Raw genomic sequence first — 22,886 nt, forward strand, 5'->3', positions numbered from 1 at the left:
TCATAGTTGATACCGATAACATCCGAGTCGAGGGGACACTGGGCGCAACCTAGAGCCGTGCCTGTTGGCATCAGGTTAAGGGGCAACGCCCGGATTTCGATAGCAGGGGTTCTTAATGACTTTCGCATCACGCCTTGCCGCGGTCGCGTTTGCCGCGCTGATGTGCTGGAGCGCAGGGGCGTCCGCGCAGCAGCCCCCACCACCGCAATATCCACCGCCGCAGCGTGAGCCGACACCGTATACTTACGGGCCCGACGAGCTGGTGGGCGCCGGACACAAGTTCTTCGGCAACGTCTCGCGCGGGCTCGCCTCGGTGATCGAGCGCGCGGTCAGCCAATGGGGCCTGCCCAACGGTTACGTGCTCGGCGAGGAAGGCTCCGGTGCCTTCGTGGCCGGGCTGCGCTATGGCGAAGGCACGCTCTACACCAAGAACGCCGGCGACCTCCGGGTCTATTGGCAGGGTCCTTCGGTCGGCTTCGACTGGGGCGGCGACGGCGCCCGCACCATGACGCTGGTCTACAACCTGCCCTCGACGCAGGCGATCTATCAACGCTTCGTCGGCATCGACGGCTCGGCCTATATCGTCGGCGGCTTCGGCATGACGGCGCTGACCGCCAACAACATCGTGCTGGTGCCGATTCGCTCCGGCATCGGCTTGCGGCTCGGTGCCAGCGTCGGCTATCTCAAATTCACCCCGCGCGCGACCTGGAACCCGTTCTAGGTCTTGGGCCCGGACGGGTGATCCGACACGGTTAGCGATTCAGGTTAACGCGGCAAACGGGCTGGCCTTTGGCCGGCCCGCCGTGGCATTGTGATTAACAAATTCCTTCTTTCTTTGGAGTGACCCTTCATGATCGAGCCGATCATGTACGCGGCGATCGGTTTCCTGATCTCGATGCTGTGCGGCCTGATGATCGTTCCGCTGGTGCATAACCGGGCGGTGCGGCTGACCACGCGCCGCATGGAGGCGGCCACCCCGCTGTCGATGGCCGAGATCCAGGCCGACAAGGACCAGCTCCGCGCCGAGTTCGCGATGTCGGCTCGCCGGCTCGAGATGAGCGTCGATCAGCTCAAGAGCAAGACCACGAGCCAGCTCGCCGAGCTCGGCAAGAAGACCGATGCGATCAACCGCATGAAGATCGAGCTCGGCGAGAAGAACGCCGCGATCTTCGCGCTGGAGGCGCGCGAGAAGGCGATGAAGGAGCAGCTTCGCGCCACCGAGGAAGAGTTTTCCGCCAAGACGGAGCTGTTGCGCAACGCCGAGCAGGCGCTGACCGACAAGCAAAGCGAGCTTGGCAAGATCAACGCCGAGCTCAGCGATCGGTCGATGACGGCGGACAGCCGCCAGATCGAACTGGTCGCGGTGCGGACCCAGGTCGAGGAGCTGAAGAGCCGTGTCGGCGATGCCGCCAGGGAGTTTGCCGCAACCGAAGCCCGCCTCACCCAGGAGCGCAACCAGTCGGAAACCGCAACGCGCGAGCTCACCGACGCGCGCGGGCGGGTCGAGAATCTGAGCCAGCGGGTCACCGATCTCGACCGCCAGCTGATCGTCCAGGTCAAGGAAGCCGAGATGCTCGGCAACCGCGTCACCGACCTCGAGACCCGGCTTGCGACCCAGGGCAAGCTGCTCGCCGAACGCGAATTCGAGAACGGCCAGCTCAAGCAGGCCAACGCCGCCGCCGAGCGGACGGTGCAGGAGCTGCGCGAGGAGATCGCCGCGACAAGCGGCGGCAAATCGTCCGTGCTCGAGAAGCTGCGGCAAGAGAAGGCGGCGGTCGAGGAGCAGCTGCGCATCGCCCGCGACGAGCGCGGCAAGCTGCAGCGCGACATCAACGCGATCCAGCAGCAGGCCGAGAGTTCCTGGGCGACCGAGCGGATGGAGAACGCGCTGCTGCGCGAGCGCATCAACGACATCGCCGCCGAGGTGGCCAAGCTCGCGATCCAGCTCGAGGGCCCCAATTCGGCGATCGAGGCGATGCTGGCGGCGGAGCCGACCGTGCCGGCCAAGGAGGCCGCCAAACCCGCCAACGGTGCCGCAAATGGCGTCCCGCCGGGCAGCGGGATGCCCGAAGGCGGCGGCACGCTCGCCGAGCGCATCCGGGCGCTGCAGTCACACGCCTCCCGCGCCCGCCAGCAAGGCGCCTGATTCGCGGGCTCGATTCTCGCAGGGTTTGGCTTGACACCCCTACCCGGCACTTCGTAAATCGCACGCTCTGACGAAGCGCCACTTTTCGACCGGCCGCCGACCAGCGGCCATTGGCACGTCACATCCCGGACGCATAGCTCAGCGGGAGAGCGTTCCCTTCACACGGGAGAGGTCCAAGGTTCGATCCCTTGTGCGTCCACCATTCATCAAGCTAAATCAATAGCTTAGCGTCGATCCTCCCCTCTTATAGGCCCCAGAAAAACCGGGACACAATCGGGGCACTCTTGATCAATGTCCCTTTGCCGCCGTTCGAGTCCAATGGCCCGGTGGCGTTCGATGTAGTCGCGAGAAATCGTTCGGGTGTCAGCTGAGCGGGACCAGCCCGGCTCTTTGCTCGCGGCGAACTATTCGTCGCCAGATCGAGGTCTTGTCGTTGCGAGTGACTGCTCGACGCAAGCATGACTTGCGCGACTTGTTCGCCCTGTCGTTAGCCTCCAAGCCCAAACAATGGAAAGTTTAGGCATCATTCTCTATTAAAAGATAGGTTTGCAGATCAAATCGGTTGACTTTGTGCGGCAAAATGATAGCTAAACTAATCATTTCACTCAACAAAGATATGAATACCTATCATGAAGTCCTTCGACGCTCTACATGACTTGGGAAAAATCCTGCACGATGCCAGGAGACAGGCAAAACTGACGCAAGAGCAGGTGGCCGGGCGCGCAGGCATTTCCCGACCGAGCTATCGCGACATCGAGAACGGCGGAGCGGCGGCTCGCGCGACAACACTCATCAACGTTGCCCGCGCGCTCGGTATGGAATTGATGCTGATCCCGCAAGCGATGGTGCCTGGAGTGCAAGCGCTACTGCGCCCTTCCGAAGACGATGACCGCCCAGCATTCACTATTGAACCTGACGATAACGATCATGCCTAAAGTCAGCGCCCCTCACGAAATTCAATCGCTAGACGTATTCCTCCAGGACCTCAAGGTTGGCACGATCGTCCGAACGCCAGGCGACTTCAACGCCTTCAGCCTCGAAACGGAATATCGAAAGCTCGCGAAGCCGCCCATAGTGAGTCTGTCCTTCAGATCCGCAAATGGCGGCCTCCGCAACGATCCAAAACCTACACTGCACACGCTCCCCGCATTCTTCGCGAATATGCTACCCGAAGAACGGCTTCGCGAAGCGATGGAGAAACACCACGCCGGCAAAGTCCGTTCTGGGAACGACTTTGATCTGCTGACGGCACTCGGCGGCGATCTACCGGGCGCAGTGCGCGCACTGCCAAGCGACGGAAGTGCCACATCCCCTCCTCCGGGTGCCGCCGGCGCGATCAAGGCGCGCTTCTCTCTGGCCGGTGTACAAATGAAGCTCTCCGTAATGAAGAACACCGACAAGGAAGGTGGATTGACATTGCCCATCGGTGATGGACAGGGCCAATACATCGCAAAATTCCCATCCACCAATCATATAGGACTGTCGGAGAACGAATTCGCGATGCTGGCTCTCTCCGAGGCACTAGGGATGGATGTACCTGAACGTGAACTGGTCGATAAATCCGCTTTCGAGGGAATTCCCGAAGAGTTCAACACCCACTCCACAGGCAAAGTGCTCCTCGTCAAACGCTTTGATCGAGGCGCTAAAGGCGCGCGCATCCACATTGAAGACTTCGCTCAAATCTTCGGCGTCCCGCCTTCCCGGAAATATGATGGAGCTTCGTATCACGATATCGCCAGCGCCTTGAATGCGGCGGTCTCGATTGACGCCGCGATTGAATTCGTACGTCGACCCTTGGCATTTGCCGCGCTGATCGGAAACGGCGACATGCACCTCAAAAATTGGTCGACTATTTATCCAGGTGATGGACTGACCCCTGCGCTCGCCCCGGTATATGACGTGCTGTCCTCAGTCCCATATCTTCCGAAAGACCAAATGGCGCTCTCCCTGGGTGGCGAGAAGCCATTTAGGGCGCTTACTCCCATCGTCTGGCGCAAATTCAGCAACCGCGCCCGGCTTCCGGAAAAGGCGGTGCTGATGGCTGTAGAACAGGTCGTAACTTCCGTAAATGAGCATTGGTGGAAGCTGCCCGAGCGAAGCGTCGTGCCAGCTTCCGTGCTTGAGAGAATCGATGACCACGTCCGTATGATGAGCAACGTCTTGCCTCCCGGCTAACGACCTTCATATCCTCGCCGGAATCTTACTCGACGTCATGATCCGGGGTGCTTGGTACGATCTCTCGAACGGATTTGGTCCCTACCACCACTTGCCACAAGCGCTTTGTTCGCTGCCGGGAGCAGGTGTATGAATAGTTATCATAAGCTACTTGCTGGGCCCATTACGCGGCTCCGGCAACCCATCCCTTTAGTACGATCTACTATCTTGTTGCGCGACCTCGCTGCCGTCGAGGTTTCGAGCGTCGGCGGCAATCTGCAAGATGCATCCGCGCCACACGACTGGACGCGTTTCAGTAGCTCAGATTTCGACGGTTCATGCCACGTTTTGCGGTAATTCCTGCTGGTTCTTGGCCGCGTCGTATGTCAGCTGCAATTGCAGCTGGGTATTGCGGCGAACCAACCGCTGAGGCCTTCCTCAAGCGTGTCGGGAAAGAGTATCCTCCGCCCCGGATATCAGAGGGGCGCCGCCGGTTATGGCTCAGGGACGACCTGGACGCGGCAATCCTGCCGCAGGAAATGGTCCCGGCAACCGACATCGCCGCGGATCTGTGACCGTGAAGCTGCCTCGCCACGTCATCCCAAAGAAACTGGCGTCCGGAAAGACAGCCTTCTACTACAACGTCCCTACCCGCTATCGGAAGATGAGTTGCCCGGTGCCGAACGAGCCACTGGGCACCGATTACGCGGAGGCCTGCGGCGAAGGCGGCCGTGCGGCGACGCTGAATGGCCTCTTCGACGAATGGATGGATGGCCACAAGGGTCTCCCGATCTCGAGCGTGTCCGCGCCCCGGATCGGAACCATCGACTGGCTGTTTCGGGAGTACCGACAAAGCCGCGCCTACCTTGAGAAGGTCAAGCCTCGATCGCGCCGAAATTACGAATGGAACATGCGTGAGATTTGCGACACGCTCACCAAGCGCGGTGATCGGGTCGGCGGCCGGCCGATCAAGTCGGTGTCGCCGCTTGGCGCGGACAAGCTGTACGATGCGTTCGTGAAGGGAGGCAAAGGCAACCGCCTACGGACCGCTGAAAAGCTGGTCGTGCTGTGCCGTAAGGCTTGGCGCGTCGTCCACCGCATTCACCCCGCCGAATTTCCGTCCGACATCCCGAACCCGTGGCTGGGCGTCACGATGGCGACCCGCGTCAAGCTAGTGAAGCACGCCGTCACGCGAGAGCAGGTTTACAAGTTCGCGCACGGCTGCGTGGAGCGCGGCGAGCATGAGTGTGGTGCTGCTGCTGTCATCTGTTTCGAGTGGCTGCAGCGCCCAGAGAATGTGATCGCCGGCCATATCAAATGGACGGGCTACCGGACCGGACCGAAGCCGACGATCCGGATTGAGCACCACAAAACCGGCGCCGTGATCGACCACCCGCTGGAGGAGCACTTGCCATCCGGCGAGGTTGTGAAGTTCTATGAGGAAGCCGAAGGCGTGCTCGCCAAGCTGACACGCCGCGGCGTGCCGATGATCTTGCGGGAGATTGTCCCCAAGCGCCGTAGCTCGGATAAGGATCAAGAGATCGTCTCCAAACCATACTCGTTCTCCGGCATGCAGAAGATCGTTCAGCGCATGAGGAAGGAGATCGGTCTGCCGAAGGAGTTCACCTTGGACGCTTGCCGGCACGGCGGAATGACCGAACTCGAGGAGGCGGAACTGACCGAGGGACAGGGCCGCGCGCTCTCGGCTCACCGCACCCGGGAAAGTTATGCCGGGTACGCCAAGCGGACCGAGGCACGAATGCTGTCGGCGACTCGGAAGCGCCACGCGCACATGCTGGCGAACCAAACGGCAACAGATGTTCAGAATGCGCGGGCGGACGGCGTTCAGAATACGGACAGAATACAGAACAAGAACCATCAAAAACAGCCTGATAAATCAAAGCGATAGGATGGCTGGGGCGGGAGGGATCGAACCTCCGAATGGCGGAATCAAAATCCGCTGCCTTACCGCTTGGCTACGCCCCAACGCGCCGATCGAAGGCCACGCCGGTCTATAGGGTGAGTCCCACCATTTCAACAGGGCGGCGCGCGAAAAGGCACGAAAGCCGCAGGTTGATGCCGGCACCCTCATTATAGGGGCGCGACGCCGCGGTGGCCGAAACAGACCGGGCGATGTCCGCTCGGACAGTTGAGAGGCCGCTGGTTTCATGGGAAGACAATTTCCAAACGCCTCGTCGGGAGTAACGCCATGACCTACCGTGCGCCGATCAACGATATCCTGCTGTCCCTCAATCACGGCGCGGGGCTCGCTGCCGCCGTGGCGGCCGGCCACTACGGCGATTTCGACGGCGACATCACCGCTGCGGTGCTGGAAGAAGCCGGCAAGTTCGCCTCCGATGTGCTGGCGCCGCTGAACAAGGTCGGCGACGAGCACGGCATCAAGCTCGACAACGGCAAGGTGACGACCGCGCCCGGCTGGCCCGACGCCTATCAGCGCTGGACCGCCGCGGGATGGAACGCGGTGTCCGGGCCGGAGGCATTCGGCGGCCAGGGCCTGCCGCTCGCGATCAACGCCGCCTGCACCGAGATCTGGAGCGCATCGAACGTCGCCTTCGGCCTCTGCCCGCTGCTGACGCTGTCGGCGATCGAGGCGCTCGATGCCCATGGCAGCACTGAGCTGAAGAAGACCTATCTCGAGAAGCTCGTCACCGGCGAATGGACCGGCACCATGCAGCTCACCGAGCCCAACGCCGGCTCCGACGTCGGCGCGCTGCGCACCCGCGCCGAGCGTGCACCCGACGGCACCTACCGCATCAAGGGCACCAAGATCTTCATCACCTATGGCGAGCACGACATGACCGACAACATCGTGCACTTCGTGCTCGCACGATTGCCCGATGCGCCCGCCGGCACCAAGGGCATCTCGCTGTTCCTGGTTCCGAAATTCATGGTCAATGCCGACGGCTCGCTCGGCGAGCGCAACGACATCCATGCCTCCGGCGTCGAGCACAAGCTCGGCATGCACGCCTCGCCGACCTGCACCATGACCATGGGCGACAAGGGCGGCGCGATCGGCTTTCTGATCGGCGAGGAAAACGCGGGCATGCGTTGCATGTTCACGATGATGAACCAGGCGCGGCTCGGCGTCGGCCTCGAAGGCGTCGGCATTGCCGACCGCGCCTATCAGCAGGCGCTGGCTTATGCGCAGGAGCGCCGCCAGGGAAAAGCGATCGGCCACAAGGGCGACGGCATGGATCCGATCATCGTGCATCCCGACGTCAAGCGTATGCTGATGCAGATGCGCAGCATGACGGCTGCGGCGCGCACGATCTGCTACGCCACCGCGGTCGCGCTCGACGTCTCGGTGCGCGCCCAGGACGCCAAGGTGCGCGCGGATGCGGCTGCGCGCGGCGCATTGCTGACCCCGATCGCCAAGGCGTTCTCCACCGACATCGGCAACGAGGTCGCCTATCTCGGCGTGCAGGTCCACGGCGGCATGGGCTTCATCGAGGAGACCGGCGCCGCGCAGCATTACCGCGACGCCCGCATCACCTCGATCTATGAAGGCACCAACGGCATCCAGTCGATCGACCTCGTCACGCGCAAGCTCGGCGCCAATGGCGGTGCCTCGGTGTGGGCGCTGCTCGACGAGCTCGCCGCCACCATCAAGCAGGTCGAGACCTCCAACGATCCGGCATTCGGCACCACCGGCACGAAGCTCCGTGACGCCCATGCCGCGCTCGAACGCACCAGCAAATGGCTGCTCGAGCGGCTGGCCTCGGCGCCGAACGAGGCGCTGGCCGGCGCGACGCCCTATTTGCGGCTGTTCGGCACCACCCTCGGCGGCTGCATGCTTGCCGGCGAGGCGCTGGCCGCCAAGGCGAACGGCGACGCCGAGCCGCAGCGCTACGTCGCACTGGCGCGCTTCTTCGCCGAGAACATCTCGGTGCAGGCGCCGTCGCTGGAGAAGACGGTGACGGAGAGCGCCGAGGCGGTGACCGGCGCGGATGCGGTGCTGGCGGGGTAGGACGCTTTCCGCCGCCCTCATCGCAATTGTCGTCCTGGCGAAGGCCGGGACGACTGCGAATGTGTGGCGCGGCCGCGGAGTCATGGACTCGCGTTCTCGCGACATGAATCGTCCGAGCCTTTCACTTCTGGTAATACGAAATGTTTTTGCCGCGGGGGCTTGCGCCGTCGGGCGAATCAGAGATTGGGCTTCCGCGATCCCGTCGGCACCGACCAGGGACTCCCGTCGCATGCCAATCGGTCTCGCAGTCAAGGCAAGAAGCCGCACGACCGTTTCGTCAACGATCCTGGCGAGACGAGCGAAACTCCCTGGGACCGTCCAGCAGATCATGCTTGCGGGCAGACTGATCGATCAGGCTGGCCGAATGATCTGCCATTGCGTTGATGGCCGTGCCGGCGAGGTTCTGCGCACGCTGCCGTCGCACCTCGTCCTTCGATCGAACATCCCGGTCTTCGGCTCTCCGACGACAGAGTTCGTCAGAGATGCGTTCCTGGAGACATCCATTGCCTCGATAAGGTCGCTGCTTCATCTTGCACGCTCCCTCCAACAGGATTGCGGTACGGAGGACTAACTCTCTCGGGGGCCGCTGGTTCGCGGTGCCAATTGACTGAGTGCCGGGAATTTCGGCGCCAGCAATCTGGGCTTCTTCGGCGGAGCCGCAATCAATCCGTCCCGTATCGCCTGCTTGCGGGCAAGCTTGCGAGCTCGCCGCGCGGCCTCGGCTTTCTCCCGAATCTTTCTTTCCGAAGGCTTTTCGAACGAGCGGCGGCGCTTCATCTCTCTGAAGACGCCTTCGCGCTGCATCTTCTTCTTCAGAACGCGCAGTGCCTGGTCGATATTGTTGTCCCTGACAAGAACCTGCAACGGATCACCTCTCGCGGTAGAAGACACGTCAAGCGCACAAATACGAATGCCCGCTCTATCGGTGACAGAGCGGGCCGCACTGCCATTCCAGTACATCCGTGAAACGGCAGCCGATCAACAAGGTGACAAAAGCTTCAGCCGCAGTGCCGATAGCACTGCGCCTTCCCTTTCATCCGACGATGTCTTTGAAAAAGGGTCCCCTGGGACCGATCTACAAGGCTCAAGGCCAGTCGATATAATAGAAGTATACACTTATCTCAGCTATGCAAGGTGCAATTGCCAGTTCCGGGATTTATCTCTCGCGCTTCAAGCGTTCGAGATCGTAGCCGGAAGACGGTAGCGGGCCAGAGCGGGCCGCGTGAGCGGTTCCTTGAATCGATATCATTGTTGAGTAGCAAATTCGGACCCGCTGACGCAGAGTGCGGCGCTGCCGGGTGAATTCAGCGCGCCGGCATTCGAGAGCCTGGGCAGCTCCCACCGCAAAGAGGGAGCCACAATTGGCAACCCGCTATTATTTCGACATCCGCAACGGCGAGGAACTCTATGCCGACAGGCAGGGTATCGAGCTGCGCGACGAGGAGACTGCTGCCCACGAAGCGATGCAGTCATTGCTCAGCATGGCGAAAGACAACCCGCCGTTGGACAAACACAGTCTGTTGGCGTTCGAGATCCGCACGGACCAAGGGCCGCTGTTTCAGGTCAGTCTCAATCGGGGCATAACGCGGCACTAGGGGCGTCGGCGCGCAACCGAACGTCAAGAATCCGGCCGGCGAAGGCGCCAGGCGATGGCTACGGCTCGTGATCCAAATCTGGGGCGGAGATGCACCAGCTAGTTTCGAAAGACGAGGCAGCGCCCGCCGATTGCCTCCAGCCGCGCGCAGAGCTGGTTGGCTCGTTCGCGCGTCGTCTCGGCAACCCGGAGCAGATACCAGGTTGCCGAGCCAGGCCCGGCCATACGCGCTCTCAGAACGAGCGGCGCGCGATCGCCGAGCACGGATGCAAATCGCTTCTGAAGCTGCTGGTAATCGGCGAGGACCCTGGATTGCGACGGACCGCCGGCCAATTGGAGTCCCCAAGGTCCCCACGCCGCCTGCTGTGCAATTGCCACGGCCTCTCTCGGGGCCGCGGGCAGCGCCCTGATGAGCATACCGCGCACGATGTCACCGCAGGCCATGGCAGCGTCGGTGTGGACTCGGTCCTCTACCGAGTCCTGCGCCCATTCTTCGGCAGACTTACCGGTAATGATCCTGACATAGGCGCGTGTTTCGCCCGGCAGATTCCCACGTCCCGCCAACCAATCCTGAACGCGCCGCGGGCCACCATTATAGGCAGCCGCCGCAAGGCCAAGATTGCCGAATTGCGCGCGCAGCTCGCGAAGCCAGCGGGCGGATTCCTGCAAGGCAGGCAGTGGCTCGAACGGGTCGGCCAGGCCGCGCCAGCGCGCGGTGCCGGGCATGAATTGGGCAATACCCTGGGCACCGGCCGGACTGACCGAACCGGGATCGAAATTGCTTTCCTGCCAGATCAGCCGGACGAAGAAATCCGGCGGCAAGCCGTTCTCCAATGCGGCCTGCTCCAACGCCTTGCAGTATTGTTGCGGCCCGTCGAGCTTCGAAGGCGGTGGCGCCGGCGACGGAACGGATGAGGATTGATGGTCCGACGCCGACCGGTCGGCCTGACCATTGTGCTCTCCGATGCTCGTATTCGGACGAGATGTTTCCGTTTGCGCTGGCCCTGCGTCTTGCGCGGCCGGCGTCACGGCTGGGTCGCCGACGGGTTCAGCGCTTGCCAAGCGGACGAACAGCAGAAGGCAGACCCAGCCGATCGCCGCTCGTGGAAATCGATGAACCAGCTGCGGCCTGAAAATCGACTGCATGAAAGCGATCATCAAAGGGAGTACCTGTTCACCCGATCGTAGCATCAGCACCGCCTGGCAGGCAGAAATCTGGGATGCCGACCTCGTCGGGGTTGTCTTGACGTAAATCTGGAACATTTTTGGCGGGTAGATGGAACAAACGGAGCTATGCTCGCCTTGTGAGTTCGCGCAATTCCGCGCAGGAGGAATATCTCGGTGAGATATGTTCAGTGGATTACTGCAGGGGTGTCGTTATTGATTTTGGCGTTTGTCAGCCCTGCGTCCGCGAGGTTGGGAATAGCGCCGATTGCGGCCCAGGACGCAGCCGTCATTCAGGTAAGGGGCGGCCATGGACACGGCCACGGACATGGCGGTTGGCACGGCAATCGCGGTCATCACTACGGATGGTACCGCGGCCGGGGCAACTGGAAGCACCGTCACTGAAGCTGTCGGGGAGTTGCGACCAAGGGGCCAAATCTTGAAGTCGCCGGGTAGACCGGCGACTTCAATGCAGGCTTGATCCTCTACTTGCGCTTGTCGTTCATGCGATCGCCCGGCGTATATTCAGACGCGCCCTTTGCCCGGCCTACCGTGCCTTTGTCATGCATACGATCCCCGGGGCTGTATTCAGACGCGCCGGGCCCGGTGCTGCTCTTCGAATTTTGCATCTCATGGCCCGGGCTGGACTGCGAAGCGCCCGGAGATGCCGTTCCGCGGCCGCTCTTCGACGTCTGCGCCACAGCGAATGAAGCTGTGCCAAGCAGCAATGCGGTTGCGACTGCAATTGCCTTTGTCATTGCGGTTCCCTCTCTTGGAAGCCCCTTTCACCCAACAGCGGAAGAAGCCGGTTCGTTCCGCCGCGTTGCCCCAGGGGTCGGATGCATTGACGTCTAGTGGTCGGACAGGCTGCCGACGATCGATGCGCGGCGGGACACAGTTCGATCCAGTTGCCGTCCGGATCGAGGATCATGGAAATCCGCGCGACCTCGCCAAGCGTCACCGGCGCGAGGCCCTCGCGTACGCCCTTGGCGCGCAGCCCGTCGTGCACGGCGTCGATATCGGCGACTTGCAGCGTGACGTAGCGCCAGCCGCGCGCGCCCCGAACCGGATCGACGGTCGCGGCCCGATCTTCCCTGAGCAGGATCAGGCTCTCGCCGAGGCGAAACGCCAGACCGCCCGACCAGGATTGCTCGGCGAAGCCGAGAATATCGCCGTAGAATTCGCGATGCGCGGCGAGGTCGCGCACGGCCATGGAAACGGCAATCTGGGTGATGCCGTCATGTCCGGGCGCCACCAGGCAAACGCTGTTGCCGTCGGGATCGGCCATGCGCTGCGGCGCTCCGACGCCGTCTCGCGCAACGATCAGTTCGCGATAGCCGCTCGGTGCCGCATCCGGCAGCGGCTCGACATGATGGTTGAGCTTGATGACCGAACCATGCGCGTCGTGCCGGTACTGCTTCTGTCCGCGCCGGATCGGCAACATGTGGTCGAAGCGAACGCCGGCGTCCTGCTGCCAGAACCGCAGCATCGGCTCCAGATTGTTGGTGGAAAGGCCGACGTCGATCACGTTCTTTGCGAGTTGCATGTCCCGTCTCCCCAGCCGCCGTGCGCGCTCGCTGGGCCGGCTCAGCCGGGAAAGCGATCGCCGAACATCGGCAGTCCGCTGCGCGACTGTTCGCGCGTCGCCTCATCCTGGATGACGTCCCAGTGCTCGGCGAGCACGTCACCCTCCATGCGCACAATGTCGGCGACGACCCATGCCGCCGGCAGACCATGACCGCTGAACCGGCCGTGCAGAATGACGAAATCGCCGCGCGCCGCGCCGACATGGTTCTCATAGCGCAGCGTCGCGGGCAAGCCCTTGACGAGATCGAACAGCCCGTCCCGGCCGGGCGCAATGTGCGCGCTGTGCTGGATGTAGCGCGGCGACCAGAGCCGCTCGGCGGCGGCATAGTCGCGCCTGTTGAACAGGGTATCGAACGCGTCCAGCACGAACTGGACGCGGCAATCTTGGTTCGACGTGTTCATGGCTTCGTTCCCTTGACGATATCAGGGTTACTTGATCAGGGTTGCTTGCGGACCAGCGGGATCTGCAGATTGGTCGGCCGATTCTGCTCGGTGTCGAAGCCGCGGCCGTCGACATTGCGGGCGCCCCAGAACAGCAGGTCGCCCCTGAGATAGACCAGGTCGTATTCCATGAAGTTGGTGCCTTCCTTCAGCGCAAACGGCGCGAAGGATTTGCCGAAGATGCTCTGCGGCGCGTCGACCGCCCATGGCGCGTAGCCGGCGGAGGCGACCTTGTTGAGCACATCGGCAAAGCCCTGTGCCAGCGGCGTGACCTCGTAGGCCTCGTCGGCGACGAAGTCGACCTTCTGCGCGCCAGGTGCGATCGGATGCACACCCTGCCACTGCATGTGTCCGACGATCCTGATCCGCGCCAGCGGCACCTTGCCGTACGGATCGGCCGAGTTGACCACCACGAGTTCGAACCGGTCGGAGGACTGATAAATGAAGGCGCGCTTGAGATAGAACGGCTTGATCGAGCCGTCCGGATTCTTGCTCGGCCGGATCTCGGGCGCGATGCTCTCCCAATTTCCGGCGAGTGCCTGCTTGATCGTTGCGACGTCCGCATCCATGGCACTTGCCCTCGTTTGATTGCCGAAAGATTGCGCGGCGGCACCGCCGGGCCCTGTCAGCACCAGCAGCGGCAACAGCAATGCTCCGAGCCTCATCCGCATGCGCAAGCTCCGGCCTGGCTTCGCGCGGCTCCTCTGCCTGCGAGGCAGAGCGCGCACTGGGAATACGCTTCGCTATAGTGAGCGCTGGCCGGCTTGAAAAAGACTTTGTAAGCTGGCCCCATGCCTGCGAGACATGGCGATGAGGTTGGCAGGCCGTGATTGGGAGATTGCGATGGAGCTCCGGCATCTCCGCTACTTCGTTGCCGTGGCTGATGCCGGCAGCCTGACGGTTGCCGCCGAGCAGAGGCTCCACACCTCGCAGCCCTCGCTCAGCCGGCAGATCCGCGATCTCGAGGAGGAGGTCGGCGTACAACTCTTGAATCGCGGCGCGCAGGGCATCGAGCTGACCGCGGCCGGCAAGGCATTCCTCGACCATGCCCGCATGGCGCTGTTGCAGGCCGAGGCCGCCAAGGAAGCGGCGCTGCGCGCGGCCCAGCCGCCGAAGCCTGTCTTCTCGCTCGGCTTCCTGTCGGGCGCCGAAATCGATCTGCTGCCCGAGGTAACCCGCGTGTTGCGCGAGGAATTTCCCGGCATCGACATCCGCCTGTCGAGCGACTACTCGCCCTTGCTCGCCAAGGCCCTGATGCGGCGCAAGCTCGATGCGGCCTTCATGCGCGCCGACGAGAGCATGGAAGATCTGGCGAACAAGCGCGTGCGCACCGATCCGCTGGTGTTCGTGTTTCCGAGCAACCATCGGCTGGCGGCGCAGTCAGCCGTCGCGCCGGAAGACATCGCGGGCGAGACCTTCTATCTGCCGTCCAAATCCGCGCCGGCGGTGCGCCGCGTCGTACTGGACTATTTCAACCGCGCCGGGATCGATCCGAGGCCGGAGCACGAGGTGCATAATGTCGTGCACGCGATATCGATGATCACTTCGACGCATGGCGTGATGCTGCTGCCGGCCTACACGGCGCGCTATCTGCCCGATAGCATCACGACGCGGCCGGTGCAGGGCGAGGCGCCGACGCTGGATCTCGTGATCGCCTATCACAAGGCCAACAAATCGCCGATCCTGAAACTGCTGCTGTCGCGGGTCGGCCGGCTGGCCGCGGCGCCGGCCTGACACAACCAATCCAGTGAGGACCGATATGCCGGCAAGCCTCGTTCAGACTTTTCGCGCCTTTGCTTACAACAACGCCTGGGCCAATCATCGCCTGCTCGTAGCATGCGGCAGTCTCGGCCAGACGGAGTTCGCCGCCGCGCGGACCGGATTCTTCCCGAGCCTGCAGGCGACGCTGAACCACATCCATGTCATCGATCTGTTCTACGTCGACGCGCTCGAAGGTGGCTGGCTCGGGCCGAAGGCGTGGGCGAACGAGGTGCCCTACCCGGCGGTCGCGGCGCTGCAAGCAGCGCAAGGCGCGATCGACCAGCGCCTGATCGTTCACTGCGATGCGCTGACGCCTGAACGGCTCGATGAGGTGGTCAAGATCAATCGCGACAGCTCGGTGCAGACCGAGCGGCGCGACCGCCTTCTGATGCATTTGTTTCAGCACCAGATCCATCATCGCGGTCAGGCCCACGCCATGCTCTCCGAAACCACCGTCAAGCCGCCGCAGCTCGACGAATTCTTTGCCGCCTGCGAGGCGCCGCTCCGGGCGGCCGAGTTCAAGGACCTTGGCTGGAGCGAAGCCACCGTCTGGGGCGGCTGAACGCCAGGTTGCGCAAGCAATCTGGCGGCGGTGTGGATCGGTTTCCCGATTCGGAACAAGGTCTTGAATCCCGGTGCCTCCGCGCTCACCTCAGGTGAAACGTGGGGAACTCCAGACATGCCATTCGCCAATCATCGGGGCCAGCGCATCCATTACACCGTTGAAGGGTCCGGGCCGCTGATCGTGCTACAGCACGGCCTGCTGCTCGACGCCGCCAGCTGGAAGCAGTGCGGCGTGGTCGACGCGCTCGCCGATCGCTTCCGCGTCGTCTGCGTCGATTCGCTCGGACATGGCCTGAGCGACAAGCCCGCCGATCCCGAATTCTACGATCAGGAACAACGTGCCGGCGATATCGTCGCCGTGATCGACGATCTCGGCCACGAGCGCGCCCATGTGGTCGGACATTCGATGGGGGGCTGGGTGGCGGTCGGCGTCGCCCGGTTCTTCCCGGCGCGGCTGGCGTCGCTGGCGATCGGCGGCTGGGACTTTCTCACCGGACTACCGCGCGGCAATGCCGGCCCGCTGACGTATGGCGCCTTCATGACGTTTGCGCGCCGCACCGCGCCTCAGCTCACGGGATGGGTAACGTCCGACCTCGAGGGCGGCGTGCGCGCCTGCTTCAATGCCCTCGGCCAGGTCGACGGCGCCCGGGACGCCGTGCTGTCCTCGCGCGTGCCGGTGCTGCTCTGGAACGGACAGGACGACGCACCGCATGTGCCGATGCAGCGCTTTGCCGCGGAGAACGGCCTTGATGCGATGTCGGTCCCCGGCGATCATCTCGGCGCCCTACTTCATCACGGCGTGGAGGTCGGCCGCGGCATCGGCTCGTTCGTCGGGCGCGGCTGAGCGGAGCACGATGCAGGGTTACATGCGACGGCGCCGGTTCGGCTTGCGAGGCCGGCGCCCTGCAAATCGCGAAATCCGGTTAACTGCATTGCGCCGTTCTCATGCTCGCCCACGGGGAAAAGCAGAGCAGAACACGCTGGAGCCCTTGGGGCTTGCACGGGATCATGTAGGATGGCGTCACGACCGCTACCGGCGACGCTGCCGGCCGACACTCGGACCGCTTACTCTGGGACTGCTTGATGACCGCGCATGTCATAGTCACCGATGAAGCCGCCACACGCGTGATCCGGCTGCGCAGGCCCGAGAAGAAGAACGCGATCACCCAGGAGATGTTTCGCGCGATCAGCGATGCGATCGACAAGGCGCAGAACAATCCGAAGATCCGCTGCCTGATCATCACCGGCGGCTCCGGCGTGTTCACCGCGGGCAACGACATCGAGGACCTGCTCGCGCAGGGCACCTCGACCGGCGAGACGCCGCCCGCCTCCGACCTGGTCAAGTTCCTGTATTCACTGGCCCACAATGTGAAGCCGATCATCGCCGCCGTCGATGGCGTCGCGATGGGCATCGGCACCACGATGCTGTTTCACTGCGACTATGTGCTGGCGAGCAAGGCCGCGCTGTTCTCGACGCCGTTCTCCAGTTTCGGCCTGGTGCCGGAAGGCGCCTCCAGCCTGCTGATGCCGCGCATGATGGGCCATCAGCGCGCCTTTGCGATGCTGGTGATGGGCCGCACCATGTCGGCCGACGACGCCCGCGTCGCCGGCTTCGTCAACACCGTGGTGGCGCCGGGGCATGCCGAGGTCGAGGCGCACAAGGTGGCGCGCGAGATCTGTGCGCTGCCGGCCGAGGCGGTGGCGATCTCGCGACGCCTGATCCGGCTGCCGCCCGAGGACGTCACCCGCCGCATCGAGCAGGAGAACCATCTGTTCAGCGAGCGGATGCGCTCCAACGAGGCGGTCAGCGCCTTCAAGGCCTTCATGGCGCGCACGAAGGATTGAAACGAAGCGTCGCAAAATTGTAGTGGCGTCGCGCCATGACCGTGTGTTCCATGATCGTGCACGCCCTGGACAGGTCATGAGACAGCCCCGCCTTACGCCCCTCGCCGCGCTGTGCGCACTCGGACTGGCCGCGGCAGGCCCCTGCCAGGCGCAGACCGCAGCGCCGGTGAGCCTGCGCATTCTCGCGATCAACGATTTCCACGGCTATCTGCGGCCGCCGCCGGGCGGCATCCGCATCACCGATCCCGCTGACGCGACCAGGAAGATCATGGTGCCCGCCGGCGGCGCCGAGCGATTATCCACCGTCGTCAAGCAGCTGCGTGAAGGCCACAACAACAACATCTTCGTCGCGGCCGGCGACCTGATCGGCGCGAGCCCGTTTTTGTCGGCGATGTTTCACGACGAGCCGACTATCGAGTCGCTGTCGATAATGGGGCTTGCGATCTCGTCGGTCGGCAACCACGAATTCGACGAGGGCAAGGACGAGCTCCTGCGGATGCAGAAAGGCGGCTGCCACCCGGTCGACAAATGCCAGGGGCCGCATCCCTTCCTGGGGGCCAAATTCCGCTATCTCGCCGCCTCCACGATCGACAAGACCACTGGCAAGCCGGTGTTTCCGCCCTACGAGATCAAGGAATTCGACGGCATACCGGTGGCCTTCATCGGGTTGACGCTGAAGAACACCCCGAACCTGGTATCGCCGGCCGGCGTTGCCAGCCTGGAATTCCGCGACGAGGCCGAGACCGTCAATGCGCTGGTCCCCGAGCTGAAGGCGAAGGGCGTCGAGGCGATCGTGGTCTTGATCCACGAAGGCGGCTTTCCGACCGGCGACTATAATGAATGCCCCGGCATCTCGGGGCCGATCGTCGATATTGTCAAGAAGTTCGATCGCGCCGTCGACGTCCTGATCTCCGGCCACACCCACCAGGCCTATGTCTGCAAGATCGACGGACGGCTCGTCACCTCCGGCGACAAATACGGCACGCTGGTCACCGCGATCGATCTTCAGCTCGATCCGAACAACCATGACGTGATCAGCGCCAAGGCCGACAACACCATCGTGAAGATCGGCGGCACAGCCAAGGACCCGGAGCAGAGCGCGCTGCTGGAATCCTATGACCGGCTGGCCGCGCCGATCGCCAACCGCGCGGCAGGCTCGGTGACGGAAACGCTGTCGCGCACGCCGGCCGAGACCGGGCGAAAGCCCGCTCGGCGATATCGTCGCCGACGCGCAGCTGCTTGCCACCAGCTCGGAGCCGAATGGCGGCGCGGTGATCGCCTTCACCAATCCCGGCGGCGTGCGCACCGACATCGTCAAGCGCGAGGACGGCGCCGTCACCTATGCCGACATCTTCGCCAGCCAGCCGTTCCGTAACCAGCTGGTGACGATGACGCTGACCGGCAAGCAGCTCAAGGACGTGCTGGAGCAGCAATGGGCCGACCCGAAACGGCCGCGCGCCCTGCAGGTCTCGAAGGGCTTTGCCTATGCGTGGGATGCGAGCAAGGGCGACGGCGCGCGCATCATCGCCGCGCGGATGTCGCTCGACGGCAAGCCGATCGATCCGGCCGCGAGCTATCGCGTCACCGTGAACCATTATCTCGCCGAGGGCGGCGACGGCTTCACGGTGTTCAAGGACGGAACGGCGCAGCAGTTCGGCATCTACGACGTCGATGCGCTCTATGCCTATTTCAAGGCCAACAGCCCGGTCGGCCCGGCGGCCGGAAAGCGGATCGAGCGGATCAATTGAAGTGCGGGCATGGAACATCCGTGGGGCGGAGACAGGCCTTTCCGGCGGGCCGGTAACGGCCTAAATTAGACGCTCCTCGCACGCGCGCCCAATGCGCCGGGAATTTGCATGACACTGCTTCTGACGCACACCGCCTGCCTCGAACACCTGACCCCACCCGGACATCCCGAACGCCCCGACCGGCTGCGCGCGGTTGCCGAGGTACTTGGCGAAGACCGCTTCAAGGCGCTGGTGCGCGACCTCGCACCGGAAGGCGACCTCGACAGCGTGCTGCTCTGTCATGGCGAGCACTATGTCGGCGAGCTGCGCCACATCGCGCCGACCTCCGGCATGATCTATATCGACGGCGACACCTCGATGTCGCCGGGCACCTGGGAAGCCGTGATGCGCGGCGTCGGCGGCGCGGTGGCGGCGACCGATGCGGTGATGACCGGCGCGCACCAGACCGCCTTCGTCGCGGTGCGCCCGCCCGGGCATCACGCCGAGAAGTCGACGCCGATGGGCTTCTGCTTCTTCGACAATGTCGCGATCGCCGCGCGTCACGCGCAGCGCAAATACGGCATCAAGCGCGCCGCGATCATCGATTTCGACGTTCACCACGGCAACGGCACGCAGGATATCTTCTGGGCCGATCCGACCGTGATGTACTGCTCGACGCATCAGATGCCGCTGTTCCCCGGCACCGGCGCTTCAGGCGAGCGCGGCGAGCACGACACCGTCGTCAACGCGCCGCTGGCGCCCGGCGACGGCGGCGCTAAATTCCGCTCCGCCTTCGAGAACCTGATCCTGCCGCAGCTCGAGAAGTTTTCCCCCGAGCTCGTGGTGATCTCGGCGGGCTTCGACGCGCACCACCGCGATCCGCTGGCCTCGATCAACCTGACCGGCGAGGATTTCGGCTGGGTCACGCGCAAGCTGATGGACCTCGCCGACAAGAGCGCCGGCGGCCGCGTCGTCTCCGTGCTGGAGGGCGGCTACGACCTCGAGGGCCTGAAAGAGTCGGTGGCATCTCACGTCACCGCATTGATGGGCGGGTAAATCCCCGCCACAATACCCCCGCAAAAATTCGATTGATTCTGCGCCGGGGCAAGCATGGCCTGCGACAGGTCATGGTTGGACGACAAGATCCGATCACGGTCTGATCGGCGCACTGGGAACACATAATGGCCGAAAACGCTCAAGCCGACGTCAAGAAGCTCTCCTTTGAACGCGCGATCGAGGAACTCGAATCGATCGTCAAGCGGCTCGAGGACGGCAAGGTCCCGCTTGAGGAATCGGTCGCGATCTATGAGCGCGGCGAGGCGCTGAAGCGGCGCTGCGAGGAATTGCTGCGCCAGGCCGAAGCCCGCGTCGACAAGATCACCACCGACGCCTCGGGCCAGCCGACCGGCACCGAGCCGCTCGACGTGCAGTAGCGCCGATCCACCGCGATCACGCGACAGGATGTCCGCCAGCGGCGGGCGATTGTTGCTGCGCATTTCCGTTGATCGACCACGCCGCGGGGCGACCGCGGCGATCGGGTGCGGCTGCGAATCAGGCCGATCCGGACCGTCCCGGCCCCGCTAAATTAGCAAAAATGGAACCCGTCCCCGGCCCAAGCATTGAAAAGTCTAGGTTTTTCAGGACAGCGCATAGGAACCCTGCGCCCCCTATCGGGTTGGCTTTGGCTACGGCTTTGGTGTAATGCTTCCAGTTCTATGGGCATTTGAGGGTAGCGGGCGGCCCGAATTTTTCGGGCGGCATGCATCTCAAATGGTTCGACAAAACTGAACCGGGACGGGTGAAGAGCGACCAAGGTGATGCATATCACGTGGTCCAATCCGGAGTGAATCTAGGCTTACAACCAGGCAGGGCCTGCCGGGACGGCACCCAGTGTCTGGCATTCGCTGCGCGGTGAGCGCGCCAACCCATCTCGCGTCGGGCCGTTCGTTCCGACAGGCAAAAATTGGAAATTCGCTGTGACCACATTTAGTAAGACGCCGCTTCTTGACACTATTCACACGCCGGATGACCTGCGCAAGCTGAAGGTCGAGCAGGTGCGGCAGGTTGCCGACGAGCTCCGCCAGGAAACCATCGACGCCGTGTCGGTGACCGGCGGCCATTTCGGCGCCGGCCTCGGCGTGGTCGAACTGACCACCGCCATCCACTACATCTTCGACACGCCGCGCGACCGGCTGATCTGGGACGTCGGCCACCAGGCCTATCCGCACAAGATCCTGACCGGTCGCCGCGACCGCATCCGCACCCTGCGCACCGGCGGCGGCCTCTCCGGCTTCACCAAGCGCACCGAGAGCGACTACGATCCGTTCGGCGCCGCGCACTCCTCGACCTCGATTTCGGCCGGCCTCGGCATGGCCGTGGCGCGCGACCTCTCCGGCGGCAAGAACAACGTTATCGCCGTGATCGGTGACGGCGCGATGTCGGCGGGCATGGCCTATGAGGCCATGAACAATGCCGGCGCGATGAACTCGCGCCTGATCGTGATCCTCAACGACAACGACATGTCGATCGCCCCGCCGGTCGGCGCGATGAGCGCCTATCTGTCGCGCCTCTACTCCGGCAAGACCTACCGTTCGCTGCGCGAAGCGGCCAAGCAGATCAACAAGCGCCTGCCGAAGATCCTCGCCAACCGCGCCAACCGCGTCGAGGAATACTCCCGCGGCTTCATGATGGACGGCGGCACGCTATTCGAGGAGCTCGGCTTCTATTATGTCGGCCCGATCGACGGCCACAATCTCGACCATCTGCTGCCGGTGCTGAAGAACGTCCGCGACATGGAGACCGGGCCGATCCTGGTTCACGTCGTTACCCAGAAGGGCAAGGGCTACGGTCCGGCCGAGGCTTCCGCCGACAAGTACCACGCCGTCGTCAAGTTCGACGTCGCGACCGGCACCCAGGCCAAGGCCAAGCCGAATGCGCCGGCCTACCAGAACGTGTTTGGCCAGAGCCTCGTCAAGGAAGCCCAGAAGGATGACAAGATCGTCGCCATCACCGCGGCGATGCCGTCGGGCACCGGCGTCGACATCTTCAACAAGGCGTTCCCGGACCGCACCTTCGACGTCGGCATCGCCGAGCAGCACGCGGTGACGTTCGCCGCCGGCCTCGCCACCGAAGGCTACAAGCCGTTCTGCGCGATCTATTCGACCTTCCTGCAGCGCGGCTATGACCAGGTGGTCCATGACGTCGCGATCCAGAGCCTTCCGGTCCGCTTCGCGATCGACCGCGCCGGCCTGGTCGGCGCCGACGGTGCGACGCATGCCGGTTCGTTCGACAACGCCTATCTCGGCTGCCTGCCGAACTTCGTGATCATGGCGGCCTCCGACGAGGCGGAAATGGTTCACATGGTGGCGACGCAGGTTGCGATCAACGATCGTCCGAGCGCACTGCGCTATCCGCGCGGCGAAGGCCGCGGCGTCGAAATGCCGGAAGTCGGCATTCCCCTGGAGATCGGCAAGGGCCACATCGTCCGCGAGGGCAAGCAGGTCGCGCTGCTGTCGTTCGGCACCCGCCTCGCCGAGTGCGAGAAGGCTGCCGACGAGCTTGCCGCCCACGGCCTCTCCGCCACGATCGCCGACGCGCGCTTCATGAAGCCGCTCGACGAGGAGATGATCATGAAGCTCGCCCGCGGCCACGAGATCCTGATCACCATCGAGGAAGGCTCGATCGGCGGCTTCGGCTCGCATGTCATGCAGTTCCTGTCCGACAACGCCATGCTGGACAGCGGCATGCTCAAGTTCCGCTCGATGATCCTGCCCGACGTATTCCTCGACCACGACTCGCCGGCGGCGATGTACGCCCGCGCGGGTCTCGACGCCAAGAGCATCGTTGCCAAGGTCTTCGAGACCCTCGGCAAGGACTACAAGACCGAGACCGTGAAGCTCGCGTAATCGCTTCGGG

General features: G+C 63.6%; 20 protein-coding genes, 2 tRNA genes and 1 pseudogene. 16 read left to right on the plus strand and 7 right to left on the minus strand.

Translation table 11 applies throughout. The features are described from left to right. The first annotated feature begins 115 nt into the window (after window positions 1-115). The 6 genes from ACVWW1_RS19085 (at window position 116) to ACVWW1_RS19110 (ending at window position 6,209) form a co-directional block, all read left to right on the plus strand. A complete protein-coding gene (locus ACVWW1_RS19085; RefSeq protein WP_097677239.1) occupies window positions 116-721 on the plus strand; it encodes a DUF1134 domain-containing protein in 606 nt (201 codons plus the stop codon). A gap of 129 nt (window positions 722-850) precedes the next feature. Then, a complete protein-coding gene (locus ACVWW1_RS19090) occupies window positions 851-2,146 on the plus strand; it encodes a hypothetical protein (protein WP_456657038.1) in 1,296 nt (431 codons plus the stop codon). A gap of 127 nt (window positions 2,147-2,273) precedes the next feature. Further along, window positions 2,274-2,348 (plus strand) — tRNA-Val (locus tag ACVWW1_RS19095). A 427-nt stretch (window positions 2,349-2,775) separates the two neighbouring features. After that, on the plus strand, window positions 2,776-3,081 hold the full coding sequence (locus tag ACVWW1_RS19100; protein WP_429029085.1) for a helix-turn-helix domain-containing protein: 306 nt from the start codon (window positions 2,776-2,778) through the stop codon (window positions 3,079-3,081). Then, window positions 3,074-4,321, plus strand: a complete 1,248-nt coding sequence (locus ACVWW1_RS19105; RefSeq protein WP_456660612.1) for a type II toxin-antitoxin system HipA family toxin — start codon at window positions 3,074-3,076, stop codon at window positions 4,319-4,321. Before ACVWW1_RS19100 ends, ACVWW1_RS19105 begins: the two co-directional genes overlap by 8 nt. 550 nt (window positions 4,322-4,871) lie before the next feature. Continuing rightward, entirely contained in the window at window positions 4,872-6,209 is a 1,338-nt protein-coding gene (locus tag ACVWW1_RS19110; protein WP_456657039.1) for a hypothetical protein, read from the plus strand. Window positions 6,210-6,211: 2 nt separating this feature from the next. Here the strand turns inward: ACVWW1_RS19110 and ACVWW1_RS19115 are convergent. After that, a tRNA-Gln gene (locus tag ACVWW1_RS19115) sits at window positions 6,212-6,286 on the minus strand. Between the two features lie 223 nt (window positions 6,287-6,509). Between ACVWW1_RS19115 and ACVWW1_RS19120 the strand changes: the two genes are divergently transcribed. Next, window positions 6,510-8,288, plus strand: coding sequence for an acyl-CoA dehydrogenase (locus ACVWW1_RS19120; protein ID WP_456657040.1), 1,779 nt, complete (start codon window positions 6,510-6,512; stop codon window positions 8,286-8,288). A gap of 277 nt (window positions 8,289-8,565) precedes the next feature. Here the strand turns inward: ACVWW1_RS19120 and ACVWW1_RS19125 are convergent, their stop codons facing one another. Next, entirely contained in the window at window positions 8,566-8,817 is a 252-nt protein-coding gene (locus ACVWW1_RS19125; protein ID WP_176532911.1) for a hypothetical protein, read from the minus strand. 38 nt (window positions 8,818-8,855) lie between these two features. Then, window positions 8,856-9,152: a 30S ribosomal protein S21 gene (gene rpsU / locus ACVWW1_RS19130; RefSeq protein WP_092124744.1), complete on the minus strand. Its 297-nt coding sequence runs from the start codon at window positions 9,150-9,152 to the stop codon at window positions 8,856-8,858. Between the two features lie 497 nt (window positions 9,153-9,649). Between rpsU and ACVWW1_RS19135 the strand changes: the two genes are divergently transcribed. Continuing rightward, window positions 9,650-9,883, plus strand: coding sequence for a DUF6894 family protein (locus ACVWW1_RS19135; RefSeq protein WP_176532912.1), 234 nt, complete (start codon window positions 9,650-9,652; stop codon window positions 9,881-9,883). A 98-nt stretch (window positions 9,884-9,981) separates the two neighbouring features. On the opposite strand, the gene ACVWW1_RS19140 is transcribed toward ACVWW1_RS19135, so the two are convergent. The 4 genes from ACVWW1_RS19140 to ACVWW1_RS19155 form a co-directional block, all read right to left on the minus strand. Then, window positions 9,982-11,145: a lytic transglycosylase domain-containing protein gene (locus ACVWW1_RS19140; protein WP_456657041.1), complete on the minus strand. Its 1,164-nt coding sequence runs from the start codon at window positions 11,143-11,145 to the stop codon at window positions 9,982-9,984. Window positions 11,146-11,800: 655 nt separating this feature from the next. Continuing rightward, window positions 11,801-12,592: a VOC family protein gene (locus ACVWW1_RS19145; protein WP_456657042.1), complete on the minus strand. Its 792-nt coding sequence runs from the start codon at window positions 12,590-12,592 to the stop codon at window positions 11,801-11,803. A gap of 41 nt (window positions 12,593-12,633) precedes the next feature. After that, the gene (locus ACVWW1_RS19150) at window positions 12,634-13,035 is read right to left on the minus strand and encodes a nuclear transport factor 2 family protein (RefSeq protein ID WP_456657043.1); all 402 of its coding nucleotides are present in this window, start codon (window positions 13,033-13,035) and stop codon (window positions 12,634-12,636) included. A 35-nt stretch (window positions 13,036-13,070) separates the two neighbouring features. Continuing rightward, window positions 13,071-13,745 carry a hypothetical protein gene (locus tag ACVWW1_RS19155; RefSeq protein ID WP_456657044.1) on the minus strand — a complete coding sequence of 225 codons (675 nt, stop codon included), beginning with the start codon at window positions 13,743-13,745 and terminating at the stop codon, window positions 13,071-13,073. Window positions 13,746-13,917: 172 nt separating this feature from the next. Between ACVWW1_RS19155 and ACVWW1_RS19160 the strand changes: the two genes are divergently transcribed. The 8 genes and pseudogenes from ACVWW1_RS19160 to dxs all read left to right on the plus strand — a co-directional run bounded on the left by ACVWW1_RS19160 (window position 13,918) and on the right by dxs (window position 22,876). After that, window positions 13,918-14,808 (plus strand): LysR substrate-binding domain-containing protein, encoded by an 891-nt coding sequence (locus tag ACVWW1_RS19160; protein WP_456657045.1) that lies wholly within the window; start codon window positions 13,918-13,920, stop codon window positions 14,806-14,808. Between the two features lie 25 nt (window positions 14,809-14,833). Beyond that, entirely contained in the window at window positions 14,834-15,397 is a 564-nt protein-coding gene (locus ACVWW1_RS19165) for a DinB family protein (RefSeq protein ID WP_456657046.1), read from the plus strand. A 117-nt stretch (window positions 15,398-15,514) separates the two neighbouring features. After that, window positions 15,515-16,243, plus strand: a complete 729-nt coding sequence (locus ACVWW1_RS19170) for an alpha/beta fold hydrolase (protein WP_456657047.1) — start codon at window positions 15,515-15,517, stop codon at window positions 16,241-16,243. A 239-nt stretch (window positions 16,244-16,482) separates the two neighbouring features. After that, entirely contained in the window at window positions 16,483-17,244 is a 762-nt protein-coding gene (locus ACVWW1_RS19175) for a crotonase/enoyl-CoA hydratase family protein (protein WP_173641414.1), read from the plus strand. Window positions 17,245-17,320: 76 nt separating this feature from the next. After that, a pseudogene (locus ACVWW1_RS19180) lies at window positions 17,321-18,992 on the plus strand (bifunctional metallophosphatase/5'-nucleotidase). Window positions 18,993-19,100: 108 nt separating this feature from the next. Further along, window positions 19,101-20,027 carry a histone deacetylase family protein gene (locus ACVWW1_RS19185; RefSeq protein ID WP_176532921.1) on the plus strand — a complete coding sequence of 309 codons (927 nt, stop codon included), beginning with the start codon at window positions 19,101-19,103 and terminating at the stop codon, window positions 20,025-20,027. A 125-nt stretch (window positions 20,028-20,152) separates the two neighbouring features. Then, window positions 20,153-20,404, plus strand: coding sequence for an exodeoxyribonuclease VII small subunit (locus tag ACVWW1_RS19190; RefSeq protein WP_092124735.1), 252 nt, complete (start codon window positions 20,153-20,155; stop codon window positions 20,402-20,404). Between the two features lie 543 nt (window positions 20,405-20,947). After that, the gene (gene dxs / locus ACVWW1_RS19195; protein WP_456657048.1) at window positions 20,948-22,876 is read left to right on the plus strand and encodes a 1-deoxy-D-xylulose-5-phosphate synthase; all 1,929 of its coding nucleotides are present in this window, start codon (window positions 20,948-20,950) and stop codon (window positions 22,874-22,876) included. Window positions 22,877-22,886 lie beyond the last annotated feature (10 nt).

Source organism: Bradyrhizobium sp. JR3.5 (assembly GCF_054057015.1).

Excerpts from the sequence above, each read along its gene's own strand:
- ACVWW1_RS19085 (WP_097677239.1), top strand. The coding sequence starts at position 116 with ATGACTTTCGCATCACGCCTTGCCGCGGTCGCGTTTGCCGCGCTGATG.
- ACVWW1_RS19090 (WP_456657038.1), top strand. The coding sequence starts at position 851 with ATGATCGAGCCGATCATGTACGCGGCGATCGGTTTCCTGATCTCGATG.
- ACVWW1_RS19100 (WP_429029085.1), top strand. The coding sequence starts at position 2,776 with ATGAAGTCCTTCGACGCTCTACATGACTTGGGAAAAATCCTGCACGAT.
- ACVWW1_RS19105 (WP_456660612.1), top strand. The coding sequence starts at position 3,074 with ATGCCTAAAGTCAGCGCCCCTCACGAAATTCAATCGCTAGACGTATTC.
- ACVWW1_RS19120 (WP_456657040.1), top strand. The coding sequence starts at position 6,510 with ATGACCTACCGTGCGCCGATCAACGATATCCTGCTGTCCCTCAATCAC.
- ACVWW1_RS19125 (WP_176532911.1), bottom strand. The coding sequence starts at position 8,817 with ATGAAGCAGCGACCTTATCGAGGCAATGGATGTCTCCAGGAACGCATC.
- ACVWW1_RS19140 (WP_456657041.1), bottom strand. The coding sequence starts at position 11,145 with ATGTTCCAGATTTACGTCAAGACAACCCCGACGAGGTCGGCATCCCAG.
- ACVWW1_RS19145 (WP_456657042.1), bottom strand. The coding sequence starts at position 12,592 with ATGCAACTCGCAAAGAACGTGATCGACGTCGGCCTTTCCACCAACAAT.
- ACVWW1_RS19150 (WP_456657043.1), bottom strand. The coding sequence starts at position 13,035 with ATGAACACGTCGAACCAAGATTGCCGCGTCCAGTTCGTGCTGGACGCG.
- ACVWW1_RS19155 (WP_456657044.1), bottom strand. The coding sequence starts at position 13,745 with ATGCGGATGAGGCTCGGAGCATTGCTGTTGCCGCTGCTGGTGCTGACA.
- ACVWW1_RS19160 (WP_456657045.1), top strand. The coding sequence starts at position 13,918 with ATGGAGCTCCGGCATCTCCGCTACTTCGTTGCCGTGGCTGATGCCGGC.
- ACVWW1_RS19165 (WP_456657046.1), top strand. The coding sequence starts at position 14,834 with ATGCCGGCAAGCCTCGTTCAGACTTTTCGCGCCTTTGCTTACAACAAC.
- ACVWW1_RS19170 (WP_456657047.1), top strand. The coding sequence starts at position 15,515 with ATGCCATTCGCCAATCATCGGGGCCAGCGCATCCATTACACCGTTGAA.
- ACVWW1_RS19175 (WP_173641414.1), top strand. The coding sequence starts at position 16,483 with ATGACCGCGCATGTCATAGTCACCGATGAAGCCGCCACACGCGTGATC.
- ACVWW1_RS19185 (WP_176532921.1), top strand. The coding sequence starts at position 19,101 with ATGACACTGCTTCTGACGCACACCGCCTGCCTCGAACACCTGACCCCA.
- ACVWW1_RS19190 (WP_092124735.1), top strand. The coding sequence starts at position 20,153 with ATGGCCGAAAACGCTCAAGCCGACGTCAAGAAGCTCTCCTTTGAACGC.